Source organism: Haladaptatus sp. ZSTT2, assembly GCF_037081775.1.
Lineage (GTDB): Archaea > Halobacteriota > Halobacteria > Halobacteriales > Halococcaceae > QDMS2.
In genome coordinates this window covers 1,233,095-1,253,920 of record NZ_JBAMHQ010000001.1, presented here as the reverse complement: position 1 = coordinate 1,253,920, position 20,826 = coordinate 1,233,095, and the positions used below count along the sequence as shown (strand labels likewise).

The following is a 20,826-nucleotide window of genomic DNA, read 5'->3' as shown; positions in this document are numbered from 1 at the left end:
ACGCTCAACTAACTAGTTCCATTTATGGCATATTAATGGATCACGTCCGCGCATAACTTTCCATCAATTGGGCGAATCCCACTAGTGCGATGAGGCCTGAGAACGACGCAGTAGACGACCTGACACTCAGTGACGCAGAACTCATTACCGCATTGAAGAACCATGGAGTGAGCCGCCGGCTCCTGATGAAGGTGTTCGGTGCGGGTGCTGCCCTCTCGGTATTCGGCGGGACCGCAGCAGCACTACCGGACTCACGGCAGGGTATGAAAATCGATGACACCTATGGGGCCCCGTATTCGGCCGACGACAACGTTCCCGCAGGACTCGTTGACCACACCGTAACGCTTCACATCCACGAGGGGGCGGGCGACCACCCGGACTTCCCACTCGATGAAAATGGCGAGGAGATCCCCGTCGAGACCTTCTTCGACCCAGTTGGACTCCACGTCCGACCGGGCGAAGTCGTCAACTTCACCGACCACAACGGGCTGCACACAGTGACCTCCTTCCACCCGAAGTTTAGCGAACCACCGTTCTTCACCCTCCCAGACCGCGTGGCGACGAACTACGGATTCACGTCACCGCCGATGTCGACCGACGATTCGTGGCTCTACCGGTTCACTACCCAAGGCGTGTACGACATCCTGTGTCTACCACACCTTGAACTCGGGATGGTTGTGCGAATAGTGGTCTCCGGCGACGGAAACGTCCCCGCTGACACCTACGGACCACTCCCAATTCCGAACGCTGGGGACGTCCTCGGCGCACCGGAACTCACTCCGGAGAACATCGTGAGCGAAGGATCGGTCGCGTGGGAAGACTTGACGCTGTAAGCGCGAAATTTCCTGTTTTTACGAAGGATGAAAGAGGGAATTCGTCGGTGAATACGTGCCGCGTGGACTCAATCGAGGTCAGTTGCGCGGTCGACGGTTCGGTTCCAGTGGCTCCGGCTTGCCCCTCGCTTTGTCGTGGTTGCGTGTGCGTCTCCTTGCGAGTTAACCTCCACGATTTCGACGTTTGTGAGCCGCTCACGGAGGTAGTCGGCGACGACAATTTCGTTCCCGGTTAGCCGACTGAGTAGTTTGCGCCACGTCGGGCGTTGATTCGCGCCGACGACGACGGTGGTCGCCTCCGTTTGGGCGGCTTCTTCGAAAATCACGTCCTCGACGAGGAACCCCCGTCGGGTGAGTACCGTTGCCTCAACTCCGTCTAAGAGCGGGACAATCGATTGACTGATCTCGCTCATGCGTGCATTGTCATTCGTTTGAAAGAGGTTCACGTGTAACACTACAAGCTCAGCAGCGGTTGTTTCTTGAGCTAGCTTCGCGGCGAATCGAAGCGTGTGTGCACTCTGTTGCGTTAGCGGATATCGGATGGGGACGAGGATGGTTGTACGGTCGGTCATGGCTGTCCTCCTGAGTGGGGAATTGCTCCCTCGAGCGGAGTCTATTGATTCACAAAACGCACGTCAGGAATATAAGTATATTGAACAGTCTGTTATTGTTACTCTTAGTCGCGAGTGGCAGTCACAAGGCATGCCGGAGACGGACGCCACCGAAGGCACACATCACTGAACTCACTCTTCAGTCGACGCCCGAACGACGGTCTCTGCTCCGCACTCTGGGCACTGGTCATGCGAGGTGTGAAATCGAGCATCACACGCCCGACAGCGATACGCTGCGTTCTCTTCGGCTGTCTGTTTGGCTGTTTGCGTGAACTGTTCGACCTGCCGGCCAACGCGCTTGAAAAACCCCATGTGTCCTCTCAAGAGAGGGGGATACTGGGGATAAGCGTTCGGTGGGAGAGAGGTCGTGGCCTCACGTCTCGGAGGCGTCTTTGTGGGTCAACCAGCTTGCGCCCCTGCTCCATCCCCTCATTTTGCAAGCTATAGCCTTCCCGTTCTGGCTGCAACCCCCAAGATGCGTGCTCCAACGGTTGAGCTTCGTTGCAGGAACCGGCCGCTTCCGGTGGCTAACGGAATCGTATCAACCAGCAGGAACTGACTTTGAGGCCTATGTTTGGTAAGAAAAACTGGCCGCGTGCTCTCTGCTGTGCGATGACTTGCAACGTCACCCAGTCCGTGCGGACATCTCGATGAGCGACGGTTAGTTGGACTGGTTTGTCGCGAATCTCGAACAGACGAACTCTACCCCCTGTCTGGTCTTCATACTGATGACGAACTCACCGATTTTTGTGAGGTTTTCACAAACCAACGAGCGGGCTACTTGACCCGTCCCCTTACTCGTAATAACTGAGACGCTTTACGACCTCGGCAAAGGCAACGTTCTGTCGCACGTCGGTGATTTTGACCCTGACTCGTTCGCCTTGCTCTGTGTCGGGAACGATGACGACAAACCCACGTTCGACACGGGAGATGCCGTCGCCCTGTTCACCGAGACTCTCGATTTCGACCGTGCGCTGCTCGCCTTCTGAAACCGGTTGTTCCGCCTCGACAGACACACCCGATTCTGGGGATTGTACTGGTTCTCCTTCGCGATGTTCAGACGCAGGCTCAGTCTCGGTCGGCTCTGAGACGATTGCTACGCGGTACGTTTTGCCCGTTTCGAGGTCGCCAACGCGTAGTTCCTGTTCTGGAACTTCGATGTGGTACGCCTCTCCGTGCTTTTCGATTTGTGCAGAAAACAGACACTGAAATTGCTCTAAAAACTCCATTAGTATCGCCTCTTCTGGCAGAATTTCGAGGGGTGAGCCTTGTAGTTACCGCTTAGCATTTGTCGCTCGTCCTCAACAGCGAGGTTGATTCATCACAGCCCTCCACTGTTTTACAGAAATCACGGCAGAGTGCATCGGGGCATGGCCCGAGGAGGTTCACGCTCACGGGGTAGCTTTCGTGAGCTACCAGAGGTTACCATTTGCAACTCGAAAACAATGAGTGAGGGGTAGCTTTCGTCTGTTCACGCCATTCTTAGGCCCTCAAACAACCGAATTCAAGCGATTAGCATTCAACGTCATGGGCTCACAATTTCTACTGTCGTGCCCACCCGACCTTCAGCCCGTTCCTTGATGCCGAGCAACATCTTGCGGGTCATCAGGAACGCAGCTGGCTCAATGAGCCACATCGTCATCCGCCACCGAAGCGACCCGTTGGCACTTGCTCGATTCCGCGTCAGGAGTCGAGTCTTTCCGTCTCCGGCTGGCTCGAGGATGAACGACCAGATGAGTGCCCCCTCGGGGAGTGCTTCGGGTATTGTGACGAGCACACGCTCGGGCTCGATTCGTTTGACGATGAGGTCGCCACCCCTCCCGAGTGAGATATGGTCGCCATCGTCGAGCTGCTGGAACGCGGGGACAATCTCCGTCGCACTCGGCTTTTCGAGGTAGCCAAACAGGATGTCGAGCCAGTCGTAGCTGTAGAGGCCCCCTTTCTCATTGCCAAGTTGGACGAGCCACGGCCACACGTCCTCGGGTGGCGCATTGATCGTAATCGCTCGCGTCATCTGCGAAGCTGGCTCCGGAATGAGGTCATCACCGGGCAGGGGTTTCTCGACTTCGAGGGTCGTCGCTCCCCAATTGTTCATCCAAGGGCGTATTGCAATGTACCCAAGCAACGTGGCGAACCCACCGACGACGAGATACCGCCATCGTGCGGGCGTTCGTGGTTCTGCTGGTTGCGTTGTTGACTTCGCCATGATTTTTCTTCACCTGAAGATACGCTAGCTGTCTGGATGAACTGAGCCGCCGAGTCTCATCATGGTAGATTCGGTAGCCATGCCTTCTCGAAATCGAACACGATGTACGGAACTGCGAATCCGACCACTGACCTTTCTCGAGGAAACCGAGTGTCGTCCAGCCCGTCATTGCTGTTGAAACGCTTCCTGAAGTCTGACGTTCAATCGAATGTCTTGCACAATCGGGTGAAATCCCCGGAAGAGACGTCATTGTGGAGATTCGAACCTGAGTGTGGAACTGGGTGCTCGCGGCGCGAACGGAGTGTATTGAAAACTTGAACCTCTCGAATTCGGGTGTTTGAGGTGCCTACACGCCATGTTCTGCGGCCCACGGTCGAGTTGGAGATTCAGGCGAAGGTGGATACGAATCACCCGGATGCGGGAGTGTCGGGACTCACGCTCGAAGCAGAAGAGCGCATGAGAGCGCGGGAATGGGAGATTGCGAAGACGCGGACGCGGTGGGACGATAGACAAGAGTCAGACCGGGAGGCGCGGACGCGGCGGATGGTGAGCGACCAAAGCAGAGCGCGGCGAGTCGAGTTTCAGAGACGGGCGGGGAGCGTCGATAGAAGGTTGGAGCCGGGTCGGGCTGACCCTCGTGAGGGTCTGAGCCGGGGGGAGTTAGCGGCGGTGAATCAGCAGGCGACGCGCATTCATCAGATGGTCAAAAGCAGCATCTCTCGGGCGGTGCTCTCGAAACAGTTGGCCGAACGGCTGGTGCGTGGCGAGGAGTTGGTGAGTGCGGCAGGCGCGGTCATCGAAAACCAGTGGACGCGACCGGGTGGCATCGTGCCAATCGCGAAGGTGGGGGAAGTGCCGAGAGGCGAGGTGACGGTTGAAGGTCGGGTTACGCAGTTGTGGACGCCCTCACATCCAGCAGTTCAACAAGTTGGCCTGCTCGAAGACGATACGGGTCGAATTCGGTTCACGGTGTGGAAGAAATCCGAGCAAGCGATGGTCAGGGAGGGTGAGCGGGTGCGATTCCGGTCTGCCGAGAAAAACTGGTACGAGGGTCGGTGTTCGATTGGGTTGACGTGGTGGTCGAATACGGAGTTCCCAGAGCGGGGTGCGTGGTGGAAGTAGACTAATGCGGTCGCTGGCCGATTAGTTTGTATGGGCGCACACACTGGGACGACTGCGTTAATCGAGGCGCTCAGTGACTGGCAACGTAACGTGGCCGCACTTCTCGTCGTCGCCATCGCGTTCTTCGGTGCGAGGCTGATTGGGTCGAATGAGGCCTACTACGGCGCGTTGTTGGTCAGCTTCACCGTCTGGATGGCCTGGTTCGTTCTCATCGCCATCGAGTGGCTCAAGCGCGCCGATTTCTGACCTTTGAGGAAGACTCTCCAGTTTCGTGAGAACACCCACGAATTCAATCGTGGGTTACTGACGCATTGCGATTGGGCGCACTGTGTGCGTCGATCTCGGAAGTTGGTGCCGCTTCGGGAAGATATACGATTTTTTCGATACCGATCTGCACACGGACGATGTGCCCCTCTTCTTCTACTTCCGTGAGGAGACGACTAATCGTCGAGGGAGACCAGGAGGTGTATTCGGTGAACGCCTTTTGCTTCAGTTGTCCACCATTCTCTTCGAGTAGGTGAACGACGAACTCTGCTGGCAGCTGTCCTAGTTCAATCAACACGTCAGCAGGGGTCTCTAACTCAGCAGAGATACCCGTTAGTTCGGCTCCCTCTTCGGGCGTGTCGGTTCGTTCGACAGCCCGCTCACTCTCGGTCGATGCGTCCGCTGTGTCGCTACTTGTCGCGTCGGTGTGGGTCGGCTGCCACTTTCGCAACTGAGCCTTGAAGTGCCGTAAGTGTTCAGCGAGGCCTAACTCTGAGTGCATCATTGATATATCATATATGGGGAATCGCCAATATTCTACCACCCAATATTTTCGGATTTATTTTCTTACAGCATCTCTAACTATTGTAAAATTTGCTCTACAGGCTCCATATCGCCTTTTCTGGGTGAAATTGGCTGCATTGAAAATTCATCTGATTTCGAACCTCTCACAGTTATGTCGCCCGACGTCACACTATGTTCGTCCGGAATTGTCGAAAATTGAGCGGATGAGTTTGCGCTGACTCGTGCGGATGTGTTCGTGGAACGTAGACGGGGATACCCCCATTGACGTGGCGATATCCTCGCCTGATTTCCTGCGCGGCCAGTCGAAGAAGCCAGCGAAGTAGGCGGTTTCGAGCGCCGTTCGTTGTTTCTCGGTGAGTTGGTCGTGTAATACCTGGTGGAGATTGGGTGTTGCTTCCGTGGTGCAAACCGTCTGACGGTTGGCTATCATCTCCGCACACGGGTACTCAGCTTTGACGGCGTCAACAATCCGGCGAACATCTGCCCCCGGTTGAATGTGCACCACGATGTTGATATCTCCATCCTCGATGGTTACCGTGTTAATTCGTCCCCCGATCGCGGCTATCGAGGAGATGGCGGGCGGCGCTGAAAGCTGCAGGTCGAATCGAGATTCGTCTGCCTCGGGAGCGTCAATCGTCACGTTTCGATAGTGGGGCTGTTCGGAAACGAGGGCAGTGAGCGTCTCCATCGCGTCTTGTGTCACAGTACCATACTGCAGGAAGTTGTCCTCACCAAGCGGAATCGTCCGATCGAAGGTTATCTTTCCAGTGGACGGGGTGGGGAGGCCAAGCACGTTCTGTACCTTGAATCTGAGTTCGACCACTTCCTCGTTGAGCAACGCTTGCTTTCGCTCGATAGCGTTAATCGCGTGGCCAATCACTTTCCCAAGCCGGGCGATGACCAGCCGTTCGTTCTCATCGAACGTATTCGCAACCGCAGAATAAATGTTCAACACGCCGTAGATGGTGCCTTCGTACTCGATTGGAATGGCCGCAGACGCACACACGCCGTGTTCGCGAGCATGGTCTACCCAGGGTGCATAACTCGTCTCTTCTAAGATGTTCTGGACGACGTGTACCTCGCCGGTTCGAATCGCCTTCCCAGTTGGGCCCTGCCCTTCGTCGCTGTCGTCGATTCGAATCGTCGTCGAATCGAGATAGCCATTGACGCCGGCTTCGGCGCGAATGGTGACCGTCTCTTTGGTGGGGTTTATCTCGCCAATCCAGGCGAATTCGTACGCCTCTGCATCCGCAAGGTGTTCACAGACCAGTTGTTCGATCTGTTCGCGGGTGGTCGATTCGATCACGAGATGTGAAATCTCGTGGACGAGTTCGTTGAGCGAATTGAGCGTCGCGAGTTGGTTTCGCTGTCGCTCGAGTTCACGTTCGTGGGCTTTCCGCTCGATTGCGTGGTGCACCGACCGAATCACCATATCCGCGTTGATTTCGTCTTTGACGAGATACTCTTCGGCCCCTCTGCGGAGGGCCTCCAATCCAAGTTTCCGGTCACGAAGCCCAGTGAGCACGACGATCGGCGTGTCGTTCGCGTGCGCTCGAACCGTTTCGACCGTCGCGAGCCCATCGCTGTCTGGCAGGTTCAGATCCAGCAGAATAACATCGATTGGGCTCTCTGAGAGCCGTTCGAGACCGTCTGACAGCCGCGTTTCGTGGACGAACGCTGGCTCAGACGGGGACACCGTACGGGCCTGGTCTGTGAGTGAGGGTCCGCCCGGAGGCGACGCACGCTCAGACAGTTCTTCAACCCCGCGGAGTAACTCTCTGATGAATCGGGCATCACCGGGATTGTCTTCGATGATGAGTATCGTGAGTGCGTTGTCGAACGTGGATTCGTGTTCGGCCATGTGGAGTCAGTCCTCCTGCCGTGGCAACTGGACGAATTCAAACCAGAATTGCTCGAACGTCTGGACGAGGCTGATGAACTCATCAGGATTGATTGGCTTTGTCAGATAGGCGTTTGTGTGTAACTCGTAGCTTTTGACGATGTCCGCTTCTGCTGCCGAACTCGTCAGGACGACGATCGGAATGTGTTTCAACTTTGCATCCGATTTGAGTTGCTCTAACACTTCGAGGCCGTCGATCTTCGGTAAATTGAGGTCGAGGAGGATGAGTTGCGGTCGAATCGCCGATTCGTACTCACCACGTCGATACAGGAAATCGAGGGCTTCCACGCCGTCGGTGACGACGTGGAGTTCGTTGTTGATCTTGCCCTCGTTGAACGCCTCTTCTGTGAGTCGTACGTCGCCGGGGTTGTCTTCGACTAACAGAATGTCGATTGGCCGTGTGTCGCGGTTATTCATGGTGAGCCTCCACTCGTGGGAGAGTAAAGTAGAACGTCGACCCCTCGCCGGGTGTCGACTCCACCCAGATGCGGCCGTCGTGTCGTTCGACAATTTTCCGACAGAGGGCGAGGCCGATGCCCGTCCCTGGGTATTCTTCGCGAGAGTGAAGACGTCTGAACACTTCGAAGATGCGGTCTTGGCGGTCGGCCGCGATTCCGATTCCGTTGTCTGAGATGGCGAACAGCCAGTCGGTCTCGCGTTCTGTGACGTCGATTTCGACGCGTGGTGCCTCGTCGCTCCGATATTTGATGGCGTTTGAGAGGAGGTTCTGGAACACCTGTTCGAGTTGGTTGCGGTCTGCGATGACCGTCGGTAGCGACTCGACAGCTACCTCGATTCCAGTCTGCTCAATCTGCATCTGGAGATTCGAAAGCACTCGCTCGACGACCGCCTCGCTATCTGTCGGTTCGAACGGTTCGGTTTCCGTATCGACGCGTGAATATCTGAGCAGGTCGTTGATCATCGTCCGCATTCGCTCTGCTCCGTCCACCGCGAATTCAATGAACTCGCGACCGTCTTCATCGAGTGCCCCGCTGTATCGTCTTTCGATGAGTTGGAGATAGTTCGAGACCATCCGCAGGGGTTCTTGGAGGTCGTGTGAGGCGATGTAGGCGAACTGTTCGAGGCGTTCGTTCGACTCTTTGAGTTCTTCGATGAGGGCTTCGAGTTCGTCTTGATATCGGTGGCGTTCGATGGCTTCTGCGAGGATGTTGGCAACGCTCTGGACGAAGGAGACGTCCTCTTCAGTGAACGACCGCTGTGCTGTATCGTGGACTCCGAGGATTCCCCACGGCGACTCGATTGACCCGATGATGGAACTGACACCGCTGGTGACGCCGTGAGAGGTGAGCAAGTGGGGCCCGGAGAATCGCGTGTCGTTCGGAAGGTCGGTCACCACGACGGGTTCTCCAGAGAGAAGCGTGTACGAGGCTTGTGACTCCGGTTCGACGCTCGAAACCGAGACCGAGCCGACGACTCCGTCACGCCACCCGACTCCGTGGCGTACCTGGAGGCACTCTGCGGCGGCGTCGAGTTCGAGCACTTTGCAGTAGTCCGCATCGAGGACGTCGGCGACGAGTTGTGCCGCGTGCGTAAACAAGTCGTCAAGCTCGGGATTTTCGAGTGCTAGTTGGCCGAGTTCCGAGACGGCTCGTTGCTGGCGAGCGTACGACTTGAGGGTGCGCTCGCGTGCAACGCGGTCGCTGACGTCGCGAACGACGCCAACTCGCTCGCAACTCTCACCAACTCCGGGCAGGTGGGCAAGCGTGGCTTCTGCTCGAATTGTATCGCCCGTGGCAGTCCGCATGTCAGCTTCGAGCTTTGCGGTCTCCGTCTCGCCGCCTCCGAGTCTCTGTTGAATCTGTTGGGCTGATTCAATGGTTTCCGTATCGACGATCATCGAGGAATGCATCCCGATGAGCTCTTCGCGCGGATATTCGACCATCTGCGCGTAGGCGTCATTGACCATCGTAAATCGGTTGTTGGCATTGACCGCATACACGCCATCTTGAATAGTCTCAATAATCTTCTCGTAGCGTTCGAGTTGGCGTTCGCGCTCGACGCGCAGGCTGATGTCTCTGAAGTACACCGACAGTCCCGTCTCGGATGGATAGGCGTTCACTTCGAGCCAGGCATCGACTCGCTCAGAATACATTTCGAACGAGACGGGCTCTTGGGTGTCCATCGCTTCTCGAAGCCGCTTTGAAAACAGCCCGTCGTTGGCTTCCGGAAACTCCGACCAGATTCGCTTTCCAAGGAGGTCCGCTCCTGTGCGCCTGAGAATCTCTTCTGCGCGGCTGTTTATGTGCGTAAAGCACCACTCATCGTCGAGTGCGTAGAAGCCGTCTGAAATCCGCCCGAGAATTTCGCTCAATTCCGTCTCGAGTTCGCTCTTTCGGTGTTCGAGCTGTCGCTCTCGGCTCTTGAGTTCGGTGATATCCTCACCAGCGGAAACCACTCGGTCGAGGTTGCCGTTGGCGTCGAACATCGGAGCGGCGTTGACCGAGAACCACATCTGCTCTCCAGATGGGCGTCTGATGGCAACTTCTTCGTTAAACACCGGCTCACCGGTTTGATGGACCCGCGCTGATGGCGTGTCCTTGGGGTTCAGGACGTCGCCAGTGGCGTCGAAAATCTTCCATTCGTCGATGTCTTCGGGTTCGTCCAGGATTTCTCGTTCTGACAACCCGAGGAGATCCTGGGAGCGCTGATTCGCTAGTATCGTCTCACCGGCTGCATTCTGGACGGAAATGGCGACTGGCGCCGTCTTCAGGAGTTGTTCGGTCAGCTCGCGCTCGCGGCGGAGTTCTGCTTCCCGGTGTGTCCGATCGGCGAGGCGCCACCAGATGCGAGTGTCGCCGACGATTTTTGAGCCAAGCGTGCCCTGTTCTGTGAGTCGGGCGAGGTGTTCTTGTGCGATGTTGCGGGTACTTCCCAGTTCGTCTGCCACCTCCTGAGCGGTATGTGGCGTACACGGGTGATCCATATCGTCGAACACCCGTAGTGTGCCCTCGAGAGTGGTGGGGGATTTTTTCTCAGGAGTTTCCATACGGGTAAAACACAATATCCGATAATAAACGTGTTCCCTAGCTAACGTGACTGCTATCACTGGACACGCCAGCTCGACATGCTCTGTTTTCCAGTCTCAGCGGCGTATCGTCCCGAATTATCGTGGCAGAGTCTCACGAGACGGGTTCGGAGTCCTCTATTTTACAATCTGTTTTCATGTATGTTCACGGGTTCACGCTCGCTCGCATCGATGAGTTTCTCATCGTTGAGAGTCCCTCGCTGGGGTTCGGCCATCTCCCTACAAGGAAGGAATCCCGGCCTTCAGGCCGGGAGGGAATCCGACACCTGCTGAACTACTGCTCTTCGTCGCTCGGCTGGGACTCCAACGTGCGTTGCGCCTTCAGTAACATCCCTTTCCACGTAAACCCGTAGTGGTCTTTCGTCTCTTTCAATGACTCGTACTGCTCCTCGTTATCGAACTCGATTTTTACGTACTTCGTCATGTCTTGTGTTACGTATTAGTTACGTTTAAGTGTGCCTAAATCGTACAGGTTACTGTGTCTGCAACCGCGAACAAGACGCTGGAAGCCACGCTTGCACCCCCAACGCGGTGCAAAGAGCAACGCCTCCAGCAAACCCTCGCCGAGTACCGAGAGGCACTCCACGAGGCGTTCAACAACGGTTGCACGACGATGAACGCCACGAACGACGTGGTAACTCCATACAACCTACCGTACCAAGCGAAAGACGCCCTCAAATCCTACGTCCCAAAACTCCACAAGACGTACAACGCCAAAGAGTTGGACGACGAACACCCGCTCAGATTCGTGAATCGAGCCGGGAAGTTCGACCGAAACTCCTCGCGTGAATACGAAATCTGCTGGAACGTTCCGCAACCCGGTCGCGGAACCAACTTCTGGATACCACTTCGACTGAACCCCGAACAAGAGGAACTGTGGGGTGAGATGCTCGATGACGAGTCGAGTACGAAAGTGGGCGAACTTCGCTTGCAGAAACACCGGAAGACGTGGACACTCCACGTCACCGTCGAATACGAACTCAAGAACACCTCCGAACTGCCCGAGAATCCGACTCGGGTTGGATTCGATATTGGGGAGTCGATGCTGGTCACGGGCTGTGCCCTCCAACACAACACTCCCACCAAACCTCTGTTAATTAACGGGAAAGAGGCCAAACGAATTCGAAAAGAGATGTTCACGACGCTCAAGCGACTCCAAGAGCGAGACGCTTCTGAGTGGCGCGTCGAAGAACGCTTCTCGTACTACCAAAACCGCCTCACCGACCTCATCGAGAAAGCATCTCGGGAGTCCGTGGAGTACGCCCGTCAGTTCGAGAACCCCGTCATCGTGATGGAGGACTTAGCATACATCCGCGAGTCGCTGGACTACGGGAAGTACATGAATCGACGCCTGCACTCGTGGGCCTTCGCTCGGTTGCAGGGGCGTATCGAAGACAAGGCGAAGGACGCTGGCATCCCGGTTCGATACGTTCACCCGCAGTACACCTCGAAGACGTGTCACTCGTGCAAGCACATCGGGTATCGGCCTCGGCAAGCCGAGTTCACGTGCAAGAACCCTGAGTGTCACGTTTCGACGTTTCAAGCGGATATTAACGCGAGTGCGAATATCGCACGTCGCGTAGACCCGTGGGGAGGGAGGCTGCCGTGGAAACAGGCAGGCGATGACTCGCCACAGGACGGGAGCGGTTGTGACACCGCCACAGTCCACCGTGAGACGAGCGCACCAGCGCAAATGACCCTCACGACGTATCAGGACTGAAACCTTCAGGCCGAGTGCCTGAGTCCCCGTGTCGGGGAAGCCCCGTCGTTTACGACGGGGAGGATGTCACCGTCAGGGTGCCTCCCGCACACCGAGCGTCCGGTCGTGACCACGCTGGCAGTCGGGCGACTGGGGTCCTTGTGCAGTCGGGCGACGTGTGTATCTTGCCCGGTGTGACGAATGCCAGTTTATCTGCCCCTAAGGGGCGAGGGGCTCTCCTGAGTTCCTCGTGACTTCGAATGGCGACGAGCAACATCTACGAAAAAGCGTTCGACGAAGACGTACAGCCAACGAACACCTGCCCTGAATGTGCGGGAAGCGTTACTACAAATTCACACGAGACGGTGTGTGACGACTGTCGGTGGCTTCGATGACCCGTGTCCGTACTGTGGCCCGTCTGCCATCGCTACATATGAAATTGACTCAGTACTCAATCGTCGAAGGTAGCCATTGTGTTGACTCAAATCCGAATGCCAGTGCGCGTAGTGTGCCTGCACACTACCCTTTTGTAACTGGAATACAAACTGAGCGATATGAGTAGTGAACGGGTTGACGCTGAGAGTAAAGTCTCGGGCAATCAAGCGAACATCCCTGCTCGGATCCGTCGTGAGCTTGGGATTAATGATGGCGATCGCCTTCGGTGGCATGTTGAATCGGATGGGAGCGTCAGGATCGAAGTTGTTCAGCAGCGGACGGGGACCTTCGCCAATTTCGATGGATACGATGGGGCTGAAGAAACGGATGTCACATCGGAGCATGATGCTTGGGGAGTTGACGTCGAGTAGATGCCCCGTGCACTCATCGATACATCCGTTCTTTTTGCAGCAGCATATCGCCGGGACAACGCACACGCTGAGGCGCTTCCGATTATCCAAGGTATCGATGAAAACGCTCTGCCAGAAGGTGTCGTCCTCGACTATGTGCTGGCTGAAACGCTGAATGGCCTTACAACGCATGCGGGACATGCTGCGTCAGTTGACCTCTTGAACCGGATTGAAGAGAATCAACGGTTTCACGTCGAGTTTCTGACTGCGGATGCGTTTGCGACAGCAAAAGCGCTATTTAAACAACATGCACCTTTCTCTTTCGTTGATGCGTGTATTGTAGCCTATATGCAAACTGAAGGGTTGGGGTATCTGTATGCGTTTGACGACGATTTCGACGCTGCAGATGATGTATATCGCCTCGCTACTCCCACGAACCCGTACAGTCCCTGATATCGGAGGTGGATAAATTTTGAATTCACTAATTTAGATACACAATTCTGGGAGTTTATCCGCCCCCGAGGGGTGCGGGGCCACTCACAGGCTCCGCTGAATCCCCATGTCGAAACACCTTCTCGACCGACTGCAGTACACGAATCGCTCACTGAAACGCGCCCAGTACGAGGCCTTCGAATTCTCACTCACCGATCGCGGCGTCCTCGTCAGAAACGGCAGTTACGCAGACTCCGAGAATCACGAGTACCTCGTCACTATCACGAACGGCATCCCAGTCGACTGTACCTGTCCCGCTAATGCCCGCTTCGAGGGTGCGTGCAAGCATCGACTCGCCGTCGCGATTCGCGCTCCCATCTTGCAGGCAGCTCAGAAGGTCGAGCGTATCATGGCCGATGGTGGGGCTGTCGAACCTACATCGAGCGCAGAACCAGTTGAGTGCGAAGCGTGCCTACGTGATTTCCCCTGCTGGGAGTGCTATCGGAGTGGGAAGAAAGAACTACCCGACTAGCCTGCCGCTTGGCTCACATCTCCACCAGCTTGTATCCGGCTCCACAGCGCGGTCGAATTAGTCAACTTTCACTATGTACACCGAACATTTATATAATATTTACACACATTTCAATTTATCATCGCGTGTGCCCCTCTCACCTACCGTCTCCTCTCGGGGGACGACGTCCGCCAACGTGCACGCAATGCGTTAACCCATGTGCGAAACCTGTGTTTCAACCATCGACCTACTTCCAGCGGTCACCGTCCATATTGGATACGATGATACGCTGACAGATGAGCTCGACAAACTCCTCGACGGCGATATCGTCATCGAATCGGATACGAATTACCGCTTGTCGCAAGCCGAGTGGTTCAAACTCTGGGATACGCTCTCTCGGAGACTCCCCGATGAACACGCGATGGGGAAAGACCCCACCCAGACGATGGAGTGTGCCTACTGCAAGCGGTCACTCGTTCCCATCCCTGCGATTGACGCTGAGTGCATGGTGTGTGGGAAATCAAAAGTCGAAACCGCCCGTCGAATCGCAGACGGCGAACACCCCATTGACCGGGACGACTACGAGGAGGAGCTGGCTGACGACCCAGAAGACCCAATCGTGTTAGCCCTCAGAGCGGGGTTGATCTGTCCCGAGGGCCACTGGGTGTGTACGGACTGTTTGGTGAACCGACGAGCGATGCTCCAGCTGCAGTAATTTGCGTTCCTGTGATGGGGGAAAATTCTCAGCCATTTCCTTCTTCGATAGGGAGGATTCAGAGTTGGCTGGAGTGAGAGTACATTTCGTCTGTTCTATGAGTAGAGTGGTGTACGCAACGAAGCTTCCTCGGTGTCGTCACCTTGAATATTCTTGCTGGAATTTATAAAGTTCAAAGAGAACGTTCAGGTAATGACCGACAATCAGCCACACGTCGCCGTGACAGGTGCGGCCGGATATATTGGAAGCCGTGTGGTGTCCGACTTACAGAACGCCCATCCAGAGTGGGAGGTGACGGCGCTCGATAACTTCTACCAGGGGCAGGTTTCGCAGATTGGAGACGTTCACGTCGAGCACGTCGATATTCGAAATCGAGCTCGGCTTGCGGAGGCGCTTTCAGGTGCGGATATCGTGATGCATCTCGCGGCGATTTCAGGAGTGAAAGACTGCGACGAGAATCCCGATCTTGCCTTCGAGGTGAACGTCCAGGGGACGAACAACGTCGCGTGGTTCTGTAAGAAGACCGGCGCGGCACTCGTCTTCCCGTTCAGCATGGCCGTCCTCGGCGACCCACAGGAGTTCCCCGTTACCGTTTCCCATCCACGGGATCCGATGAATCTGTACGGCGAAACCAAACTCCTGAACGAGCGACTAATCGAGACGATGGCTGAAGATGCGTTCCCTGCACACCTGTTCTTGAAATCGAATCTCTACGGGGAACACGAAATCGATGGGACGACAGTCTCGAAGCCAACCGTGATTAACATCTTCGTCGAGAAGGCGCTTGCTGGTGAAGCGCTGACCGTTCATAAGCCCGGCACGCAGGCGCGAAACTTCGTGCACGTGAAGGACGTGGCAAAGGCGTATGTGTTGAGTGCGGAGAAGCTGTTAGAGGAACTTGAGAGCGAAGGGACCGGCGTCTCGAAGTTTGAACTCGCTGGTAAGGAAGATCCCTCTGTCGCTGACGTTGCGTCGCTCGTCAAACAACATGCGACAGCTATTCTCGGGGAGGAACCTCCTCGTCGCCTGCTCGAAAATCCGCGAACTGAGACGCTGGTGGACCGCTTCGACGTCGACACATCCCGAACAACCGCGGAGCTCGACTGGCAACCGCACTATTCAGTCGAGGATGCAATCCGAGACGGACTTTCCCGAAACGACGGTCACGAGATACGGACGTCTCTGTAGGTCGAATTTAGTCGCCAGTGTAGTTTCCAAAAAATGGGGTGTCAGTCAGAGGGACACGGCATCGCAATGCCAGCCAGGGTCGTGGCCAGTGTCGGCGATGAGGTCAGCTCGACACGCCGGACAGTAGTCGGGTGTGGCGGCTTCGGCTCGGGGAACGTACACGCCGCCGTCGCATTCTACGCACGCATCTGCAACGATGACCACACAGTCCGCACAGAGGTTGAAATCGTCTACGGTGAGGTCACGGAGGGGTTCGAGTTGTTTGTCCAAGTAGTACTCGTCGATGACCGACTGACAACTGTGGCACGGTTTCATAACGATACGTGTTGGCCCATGTGACCATGGCACAAATAGTTATTCCCTGTAAGTATGTCGAATCCAGTGGTGGTGGGTGATTCCCTTTTTTTCTGAATTCGAATCTTCACGAACTATACGATATTTTCAGCACGCCGGCTTTGAGATCCAAATACATTTTTTGTACTATTCACTTATCACTTAACGTCAAAAACGACGCTGACCATCTCTATTGGCTATCGAATTGTTTTAATTAGTACCCCGAATAGTTGCATGAGATACCGTGGCTCAATCTCACCACACTCGTCCTCTCCGTATCGTAGTGGTGATGCCTTCATTTTCAACGAAACTTTCAGGGCAACATGCAAGAATGAATGATATTCTTCGCTATGCCCGACACACTGATATCGATATTACATTTGAGGTCGTCCCACTGTTGTGGAACGATGGGCCAGCCAAGGTTTCTACACAATCTATTCACTACCGTGGCGGGAGTCGATTCTCTCGTGTAAAAGAAGTGCTTTTACAAATTCGAAAGAAACGACGATCAGCTGACCTCGTCCACATTGTTGACCTTCCACCATGGGTTGGACTTCTTTTTTCGCTCGCTGCTATCGATAAACCCATTCTTTTTGGACCAAACATAGCTGGACGGATGTTTCCAGAGGCACTTCTTGACAATCAAACACTTTCGGTTATCGAAGAGGAAAAAGCCCCACTGCTCCGCCAATGGCGATTGTATGGAGAGCGCGTGGAACGGACAAAGCTATCACTCCTTTCGTCACCGCTTTTCCAATCACAAGGATATCTCTGCTTTAGTGAGTTCATGCGGACAATTCTTGTCGAAAGAGGTCTTGATGCGGACCAAATCCATCCACTTCGCTCTGGTGTCCCTACAGATATCTTCTACCCAACCGACCAGACTGCGGATACTGCTGAGATGCCCTTCGAGTTATTGTTCGTTGGAAAGCCAACGAAACGGAAGGGATTACAGGTACTATTTAAGGCCATTTCAACACTCTCCGATGAAGGGTTTGCTGTCCGTGTCCGAATTCTTGGATCGACAGCTCCTCCAGAAAATATTACAGTCCCTCGAAGCATCCGTGAACAGATTACGTTTGCAGGTCGCGTTGAACGCAGTGCGCTTGCAGAGGAGTATCGACGCGCGGATGCGTACGTCATTCCTAGCTATTATGAACTCGAAAGTACGTCGATGATAGAAGCCCTGGCCTGTGGAACCCCGTGTGTCGCTACAGATGATGCGTCATTCCGTGAAATTGGAACCGACGCGTCTTGTCTTTTCTTTGAAAAGGGCAACGCCATATCGCTCGCTCAGGCTATCGAATCACTCTACGATGATTACGCTTCCTACCGCACTGGCGCAGTAACAAAGGCGGATAAGTACGACATCAAATACACATTCGATGACCTCATTTCGGTCTATCGGTCTGTTCTATGAGCACGCTCGACTCGATTTATGAGAAACTCATTGCCGGAGGGCTTTTGCTCTCAATCTCGGCTATCCTTGCCCAAGCACTCGGGTTCGTACACAACATTGTCTTCGCACAGGTACTCTCCGCTACTGCATTCGGTCAACTAACCATTGCACTCACAATCGTATCGGTGTTGGGAACAATTCTCCAATTTGGGTTGGGTTCTGCAACACGGCGATATCTTAACGAATATCTTGAAACTAACCAGAGTGAACGTGCATTCGGCACCATCCTCTTTTGTATAACGGTTCCAACACTTCTCGCGCTGATTTTCGGCTTGGGGCTCTATTTCGGTGCTCCGTATGTTAGTATCAATCTGTTTAATGATCCAGAACTCGAACCAGTTATCCGTGCAGGTGCACTTTTATTGCTCTCCAAGCCAATCCTTGACATTCTCGCAAGTAGCTTCCAAGGTTACGAACGGTTTGGCACATCGGTAATCGTTGGTGCGCTCGGCCAAAATTTCGTAAAGTTCGTCGGTGCGCTTGCTGTCGCAGTTGTTGGACTCTCGGTTTCCGAGGTTTTGAGTGCCATGGCTGGACTTTCAATAGTAATTGCGATTGGGGGGGTCGCTCTCATCTTCTCTGAAATTCAGCCTTCCACGTTCAGATCAGTAGATATTCCAACAGCACGGCTACTCACGTTTTCGTTACCTCTCTTTCTGTCGACGTTCGCGGGTCGTTTGCTCTCCAGTGCTGATTATTTCTTGATTGGCGGGTTACTATCAACCGAAGCTGTGGGACAATATCGACCAGCGTTCCTTATTGCGAGCGTCATCCCGATTGGTTTTCGTGCATTTAACCAAGCGATGTATCCCACGGCTGTCAGCTTACTCAGTAATGACGACCGCAGCGCTTTCGTAAATTTGCTCCAAACAATCATGTTTTGGTCATTTGCGCTTACAATCCCCATTTTTCTGTGGACTGTGCTGTTTGCAACTGAGATCTTGCTCGTTTTCTTTGGCCCAGCCTATCAAACGGGTGCGACGGCGCTTGTGATACTCGCTGTCGCAATGTTAGTTGACGTCATTCTCGGCCCAGTCGGTGCATTACTCGAATTGCTTGAGCACACAAACGTGGTATTAGTCTCGTATATCATTGCAGGGACTGTGAATATTGTGTTAAATCTCCTTCTTATTCCACGGTATCTCATCGTGGGTGCGGCGGTTGCAACTGCGGTCTCTCTGATTTTGCTCAATTCAATCCAGTATTTTGCAGTTCGTTCCCATATCCGCCTTTCTAGAGACTACTCTCGGTGGTTCCGTAGTCTGGGTATCGCAACCTTCCTCGTGACCCCATTTTTGCTGCTGTCGTTACCACCTTTGGTTGCAGTGGTTCTTTCTATCCCCTACTTCTTGGTCACGTTTGCCCTCACCGTGTGGGTTATTCCACTCATGCCCCGAGAAGAACAGCTCCTCTCGACATTTCGCTCAAAAATTATTGCTGTGTTCAAAAACGAGCGTCTCTGACTCGTTTTTCAGTCTAATTCGTGTTGAAAAACCGTTGGTAAATGTGGTATTGACCGTATCTACGTTGTTCCCAGGGTCGATTACGAACACCGATTTGAACGGTGTATTCGTTTCTGAGAACAGTATCGACGTACCTGGGCCATGGTGGCCACGAATGTCTGATTCCTCTTTGCTCACACACTGTGAGTGTTCAATTGTAAGTGATTCTGTGTAGTTCTCGGAGATCAGACCGCTCGACGGAATGACACGCCCTTCGTTCATCTCTGTGCTCGTTAGCATTGCTAACACGTCACAGTCCTTCCGATAGAAGATGCTTCGAGAAACGGACGCTGAAATTTGAGCCGCTTGTTTCTTGTACCAGTCTTTTCCGATGTGCAAAAACAGCCGCCGAGAAAGGCGTTTCCATGCTGGAACTGAGGTGTCCTCTTCGCTATACGAATCTGGCCGTCCTGTCGTTGCAGGCAGTTGCGTAAATCGTCCCGTTCCGAATAATGCAACCGTTTCTGTATCTCGCTCAACTATGGAATCCCATCGAATAGGCGAATACGGTTTTTCGTCAATTACTACGGTCGGAAGGAATGGGAGCGATGCCCAATTCCATGCATCGGCTGGAACACCCGGTAATATGGGGCAGCTCTCGTATGAGAGCGCCAATGGAACCATCCCTGCATAGCGAGGGTCTGGACGCGAGAGCGTATACTTGGTCTGACCAACTGGCGCGAGACCCATACATCCTTCACTTCCAACAATCACCTCGAACGATCTCGGTTTTTTTTCGAACTCTGATTTCTCAGTAGAATTGCGATCTGGCTTTTGGATGCCAACTAGTAACATTGCCGCGTACGCCGCGTATACTGTATCGAAAACATATCCGTCTACTGGCACTCCGGGTGCTCCACAGCGAGCAGGGACTGCATTTGCACTAGTTGGGTTGAACGATTCTCTAAGATATTTTTTGAGTCGCTCCCAGAGCGTCTCCATCCATGGGGGACATTCAACAGTCGAACAAATTGTTGAAATTGAAGCAAGTGCACATGCATACCCGAATAGGGTGTTCTCGCTCCTCCCAAAATAGTGTGCTTCGCCCGTTGGCAAGGTTGCGTTCGAGAGTGCCCAAAGTCCCAGTTTTGTACGAGCTGTCCACTCAGGATTGTATTCACCGAGTCGCGCGGCGAGATACGTCATTTTGCTGTGGTACGTGAGTGGCGTTTCTTTTTCTTCAATTGGAACTCGTGGTTGGTCTTGGAAAATGCCGTCGGCAGATTGCCAGTGTACTGCAAGCTGCGCAAGGGCTTTTCGGTGTATTTGCGCAGAAAGCGTATCTTCTACCATCTCTGCATATTTCATTCGACAGAGGAGTTGGAGCAACAGCCAATTGTTTCCATGCCCGGTTGATAGGCCCGATTCGAACTCTATTTGACTCACAAGTTGCTCGGCCGTGTACGGGATTTTGTATACTCCCGCGCGTACGTCGCTTAGCAACTCTAACAGCGCAAATGAAGTGAACTCTCCATGCCCACGAACATCGCGTGCTCTACTGAGATGTGTGGTAAGCGCTTCAACGCCACAGTCGTGCAGCTCACTATCGCCTCGTTCTGCAGCCACTCGAAGCGCAGCAACGGAGAAACAAGCTTCTGCATAGTGGCTTTTTGGAGCCGGCGTTCCTGTTTTTGGATCACAGACACGCCCATCTGAAACCGCCTCTGCGAGGCGGTCAGTGAGTGCCATTCCAAA

At 54.3% G+C, this 20,826-nt stretch carries 21 protein-coding genes; 11 read left to right on the top strand and 10 right to left on the bottom strand.

What is annotated here, in order from left to right:
* Positions 1 to 89: 89 nt before the first annotated feature.
* A complete protein-coding gene (locus V5N13_RS06875) occupies positions 90 to 833 on the top strand; it encodes a hypothetical protein (RefSeq protein WP_336360158.1) in 744 nt (247 codons plus the stop codon).
* Between the two features lie 68 nt (positions 834 to 901).
* On the opposite strand, the gene V5N13_RS06870 is transcribed toward V5N13_RS06875, so the two are convergent.
* From V5N13_RS06870 to V5N13_RS06860, 3 genes are all read right to left on the bottom strand, one after another.
* On the bottom strand, positions 902 to 1,246 hold the full coding sequence (locus V5N13_RS06870) for a hypothetical protein (protein ID WP_336360157.1): 345 nt from the start codon (positions 1,244 to 1,246) through the stop codon (positions 902 to 904).
* A 992-nt stretch (positions 1,247 to 2,238) separates the two neighbouring features.
* Entirely contained in the window at positions 2,239 to 2,673 is a 435-nt protein-coding gene (locus V5N13_RS06865; protein ID WP_336360156.1) for a TRAM domain-containing protein, read from the bottom strand.
* Positions 2,674 to 2,969: 296 nt separating this feature from the next.
* Entirely contained in the window at positions 2,970 to 3,650 is a 681-nt protein-coding gene (locus V5N13_RS06860; RefSeq protein WP_336360155.1) for an SRPBCC family protein, read from the bottom strand.
* Between the two features lie 342 nt (positions 3,651 to 3,992).
* Between V5N13_RS06860 and V5N13_RS06855 the strand changes: the two genes are divergently transcribed.
* Both V5N13_RS06855 and V5N13_RS06850 read left to right on the top strand, forming a co-directional pair.
* The gene (locus tag V5N13_RS06855) at positions 3,993 to 4,772 is read left to right on the top strand and encodes a DNA-binding protein (RefSeq protein ID WP_336360154.1); all 780 of its coding nucleotides are present in this window, start codon (positions 3,993 to 3,995) and stop codon (positions 4,770 to 4,772) included.
* Positions 4,773 to 4,802: 30 nt separating this feature from the next.
* Entirely contained in the window at positions 4,803 to 5,018 is a 216-nt protein-coding gene (locus tag V5N13_RS06850; RefSeq protein ID WP_332897154.1) for a hypothetical protein, read from the top strand.
* Between the two features lie 43 nt (positions 5,019 to 5,061).
* On the opposite strand, the gene V5N13_RS06845 is transcribed toward V5N13_RS06850, so the two are convergent.
* The 5 genes from V5N13_RS06845 to V5N13_RS06825 form a co-directional block, all read right to left on the bottom strand.
* Positions 5,062 to 5,541 (bottom strand): helix-turn-helix transcriptional regulator, encoded by a 480-nt coding sequence (locus tag V5N13_RS06845; RefSeq protein ID WP_336360153.1) that lies wholly within the window; start codon positions 5,539 to 5,541, stop codon positions 5,062 to 5,064.
* 189 nt (positions 5,542 to 5,730) lie between these two features.
* Positions 5,731 to 7,422 carry a bacterio-opsin activator domain-containing protein gene (locus tag V5N13_RS06840; protein ID WP_336360152.1) on the bottom strand — a complete coding sequence of 564 codons (1,692 nt, stop codon included), beginning with the start codon at positions 7,420 to 7,422 and terminating at the stop codon, positions 5,731 to 5,733.
* 6 nt (positions 7,423 to 7,428) lie between these two features.
* Positions 7,429 to 7,878, bottom strand: coding sequence for a response regulator (locus V5N13_RS06835; RefSeq protein WP_336360151.1), 450 nt, complete (start codon positions 7,876 to 7,878; stop codon positions 7,429 to 7,431).
* The gene (locus V5N13_RS06830) at positions 7,871 to 10,405 is read right to left on the bottom strand and encodes a PAS domain S-box protein (protein WP_336360150.1); all 2,535 of its coding nucleotides are present in this window, start codon (positions 10,403 to 10,405) and stop codon (positions 7,871 to 7,873) included. Before V5N13_RS06830 ends, V5N13_RS06835 begins: the two co-directional genes overlap by 8 nt.
* Before the next feature lie 376 nt (positions 10,406 to 10,781).
* Positions 10,782 to 10,931 (bottom strand): hypothetical protein, encoded by a 150-nt coding sequence (locus tag V5N13_RS06825; protein ID WP_276248383.1) that lies wholly within the window; start codon positions 10,929 to 10,931, stop codon positions 10,782 to 10,784.
* 54 nt (positions 10,932 to 10,985) lie between these two features.
* Between V5N13_RS06825 and V5N13_RS06820 the strand changes: the two genes are divergently transcribed.
* The 6 genes from V5N13_RS06820 (at position 10,986) to V5N13_RS06790 (ending at position 15,837) form a co-directional block, all read left to right on the top strand.
* Positions 10,986 to 12,227 carry a transposase gene (locus V5N13_RS06820; RefSeq protein ID WP_336360149.1) on the top strand — a complete coding sequence of 414 codons (1,242 nt, stop codon included), beginning with the start codon at positions 10,986 to 10,988 and terminating at the stop codon, positions 12,225 to 12,227.
* Positions 12,228 to 12,760: 533 nt separating this feature from the next.
* A complete protein-coding gene (locus tag V5N13_RS06810; protein WP_332897149.1) occupies positions 12,761 to 13,012 on the top strand; it encodes an AbrB/MazE/SpoVT family DNA-binding domain-containing protein in 252 nt (83 codons plus the stop codon).
* Positions 13,013 to 13,444, top strand: coding sequence for a PIN domain-containing protein (locus tag V5N13_RS06805; protein WP_336360148.1), 432 nt, complete (start codon positions 13,013 to 13,015; stop codon positions 13,442 to 13,444).
* Between the two features lie 106 nt (positions 13,445 to 13,550).
* Positions 13,551 to 13,955, top strand: a complete 405-nt coding sequence (locus V5N13_RS06800; protein WP_336360147.1) for an SWIM zinc finger family protein — start codon at positions 13,551 to 13,553, stop codon at positions 13,953 to 13,955.
* Positions 13,956 to 14,151: 196 nt separating this feature from the next.
* Positions 14,152 to 14,649, top strand: a complete 498-nt coding sequence (locus V5N13_RS06795) for a hypothetical protein (RefSeq protein ID WP_336360146.1) — start codon at positions 14,152 to 14,154, stop codon at positions 14,647 to 14,649.
* A 192-nt stretch (positions 14,650 to 14,841) separates the two neighbouring features.
* Positions 14,842 to 15,837: an NAD-dependent epimerase/dehydratase family protein gene (locus V5N13_RS06790; RefSeq protein ID WP_336360145.1), complete on the top strand. Its 996-nt coding sequence runs from the start codon at positions 14,842 to 14,844 to the stop codon at positions 15,835 to 15,837.
* A gap of 45 nt (positions 15,838 to 15,882) precedes the next feature.
* Here V5N13_RS06790 and V5N13_RS06785 read toward each other — a convergent pair whose 3' ends face one another.
* Entirely contained in the window at positions 15,883 to 16,152 is a 270-nt protein-coding gene (locus tag V5N13_RS06785; protein WP_332897144.1) for a DUF7571 family protein, read from the bottom strand.
* A gap of 349 nt (positions 16,153 to 16,501) precedes the next feature.
* On the opposite strand from V5N13_RS06785, the gene V5N13_RS06780 reads away from it, so the two are divergent.
* Together V5N13_RS06780 and V5N13_RS06775 are read left to right on the top strand one after the other, a co-directional pair.
* The gene (locus V5N13_RS06780) at positions 16,502 to 17,590 is read left to right on the top strand and encodes a glycosyltransferase family 4 protein (RefSeq protein ID WP_336360144.1); all 1,089 of its coding nucleotides are present in this window, start codon (positions 16,502 to 16,504) and stop codon (positions 17,588 to 17,590) included.
* Positions 17,587 to 19,092, top strand: coding sequence for a flippase (locus V5N13_RS06775; protein ID WP_336360143.1), 1,506 nt, complete (start codon positions 17,587 to 17,589; stop codon positions 19,090 to 19,092). The genes V5N13_RS06780 and V5N13_RS06775 overlap by 4 nt, the downstream gene beginning before the upstream one ends.
* Here the strand turns inward: V5N13_RS06775 and V5N13_RS06770 are convergent.
* Positions 19,054 to 20,820, bottom strand: coding sequence for a hypothetical protein (locus V5N13_RS06770; RefSeq protein WP_336360142.1), 1,767 nt, complete (start codon positions 20,818 to 20,820; stop codon positions 19,054 to 19,056). The genes V5N13_RS06775 and V5N13_RS06770 overlap by 39 nt on opposite strands.
* Positions 20,821 to 20,826 lie beyond the last annotated feature (6 nt).